The 2,323-nt window shown below is 57.6% G+C and carries 2 protein-coding genes; both read left to right on the forward strand.

Annotation, left to right across the window (positions count from 1 at the left end; translation table 11 throughout):
* The first annotated feature begins 113 nt into the window (after nucleotides 1-113).
* The gene (locus tag ACOYNV_RS27605) at nucleotides 114-857 is read left to right on the forward strand and encodes a DNA methyltransferase (RefSeq protein WP_422903027.1); all 744 of its coding nucleotides are present in this window, start codon (nucleotides 114-116) and stop codon (nucleotides 855-857) included.
* 2 nt (nucleotides 858-859) lie between these two features.
* Nucleotides 860-2,281: a DEAD/DEAH box helicase gene (locus ACOYNV_RS27610; RefSeq protein WP_422903028.1), complete on the forward strand. Its 1,422-nt coding sequence runs from the start codon at nucleotides 860-862 to the stop codon at nucleotides 2,279-2,281.
* Nucleotides 2,282-2,323: the final 42 nt, after the last annotated feature.

The raw sequence follows: 2,323 nt of genomic DNA on the forward strand, positions 1-2,323 counted from the left end.
CACAATAACCCTACAGTGGCCGTCAAGTTTTCGTGGATTAGGGCTTACTCCCCCACAATCGAATTTATTTCGGGCGAGACGGGAATGGGATGGCGCAACGAAAGAAATTTTGGGTGGAATCTGCGCAAACAGTTGTTCCGTGGACGTGGTGGCCATATGAAGAGGTCGGTGAAAACAGAGAAGCGACACGTGAAGCAAAGGAGTTGCTGGGGGAGTCAAGCATTGGAATATTTTCGACCCCAAAACCTGAACGTCTTCTTCAGCGAATCCTTCAACTTGCCACCAACCCCGGCGACCTTGTCCTCGACAGCTTCCTCGGCAGTGGAACGACAGCGGCGGTCGCCCACAAAATGGGCCGCCGCTGGATTGGCATCGAAATGGGCGAGCACGCCAAGACCCACTGCTTGCCACGCCTTGAAAAAGTGATCGCAGGAGAACAAGGCGGCATAAGCGCTAGCGTCGGTTGGGCAGGTGGCGGAGGGTTCCGCTTTCACACTCTGGGCGACCCGGTATTCGATGCCGACGGCGGCATTCACCCGGCTGTTCGCTTTGGGGCGTTGGCTGCCTACATCTGGCACTTCGAGACCGGCGAACCGGCACGACAAACCTTTGATTCGCCATTGCTGGGCGTGCATGAAGGCACTGCCTACGTGTTGCTTTACAACGGCATTCTGGGTGACCGCCGACCGACCGGCGGCAATGTGCTGACCGCCAGCGTGCTGGCACATTTGGACACTCTGTTTTCCCACACCGGGCCGCGCGTGATCTATGGTGAAACCACGCGCCTGGGCGAGGCTCGCTTGCGTGAGGCGGGTATCACGTTCAATCAAATCCCCTACGACATCAAGGCGCGTTGACCATGTTTGCCCTCAAAGACTACCAACAAAAGGCACTGACAGCGCTCGACGCCTTCTTTTTCAAGTTGCGCACGTCTGACCTCGATGCTGCATGGCGTACCTGTGCCCCACTGCACGACAAAAGCGGCCAGAGTTGGCAGGCCAAATATGATCCGGCGGCGCTGGGCGATGTGCCAGCCGTGTGTGTGCGTATTCCCACTGGCGGCGGCAAGACCTTTCTGGCAGCGCACGCTGTCGCCCTTGTGGGCAAGACGCTGCTGGATGCTGCTGCACCTGTGGCTTTGTGGCTGGTGCCGTCGGATGCCATTCGTAGCCAGACGCTGACCGCTTTGACCACGCCGCGCAACCCGTGCTGCGAGGCATTGACGCAGCATTTTGGTGAACGTGTTCGGGTTTGCGCGTTGGATGATCTGGCGACTGTGGGGCCGCAGGAAGTGGGCAGTTCAGCCATTGTCATCGTAGCCACGATCCAGTCTTTCAACGTCAAGGACAAGACAATTCGCACGGTGTATTCGTTTGATGAATCGCTGGCCCCGCATTTTCAGGCGCTGACCCCGCAACAGGAAAACCGACTTGACCGGGTGCTGGAGGCTGACATTGCGGCACAACCGTATTTGACCGTTGCAGATTTAGGCCGGGTTAAAGCATCGCTGGCCAATTGGTTGACGCTGCACCAGCCGATCGTCATCGTGGACGAGGCGCACAACAACCGCACTGAACAGGCGTTTCGCACGCTGCGCGAGTTGCATCCGGCCTGCCTGATCGAGCTGACGGCGACACCCATGCCAGACAGCAATGTGATTTTTCATGTGGGAGCGCAGGCACTGGCCAATGAGGAAATGATCAAGCTGCCCATCGTGTTGATGGAGCATAAAACCGGCTGGAAAGATGCCGTTCGTGATGCCGTCCTGACCCGTGACCGGCTGGAAATCTTCGCGGCGAAGGAGGCCGATTACATCCGCCCGGTTCTGCTGTTTCAGGCAGAGGATGTCAATGGTGAAGCGAATGTGGCAACGCTGCTGGCACACTTGACCAGTGCAGACGGCGAAAAGCTGAACCGCAAACAAATAGCAGTGGCCACGGGTGAGCAAAAGGAGCTTGACGGCATTGTTTTGTCAGAGCCGACCTGTGCGATTCGTTTCGTCATCACCGTCAAGGCGCTGAAGGAAGGCTGGGACTGTCCGTTTGCCTATGTGCTGTGCAGCTTGCAGGATATGAAAAGCGGCAAAGATGTGGAGCAGTTGCTTGGTCGCGTGCTGCGAATGCCCTACGCACGACAACGCCAGCAAGCGGAGTTGGGCAAGTCCTATGCGCATGTGGTGTCGATAACGACCGCCCGCGCTGCTGATGCGCTGGTTGACCGGCTGGTCAACAACATGGGGTTTGAGCGCTACGAGGCGCAAGCGGCCATTACGGGGGAGTAAGCCCTAATCCACGAAAACTTGACGGCCACTGTAGGGTTATTG

The organism is Propionivibrio sp. (assembly GCF_049316945.1).
GTDB lineage: Bacteria > Pseudomonadota > Gammaproteobacteria > Burkholderiales > Rhodocyclaceae > Propionivibrio.

Coding starts and splice junctions, on each gene's coding strand:
- ACOYNV_RS27610 (WP_422903028.1), top strand. CDS start 860: ATGTTTGCCCTCAAAGACTACCAACAAAAGGCACTGACAGCGCTCGAC.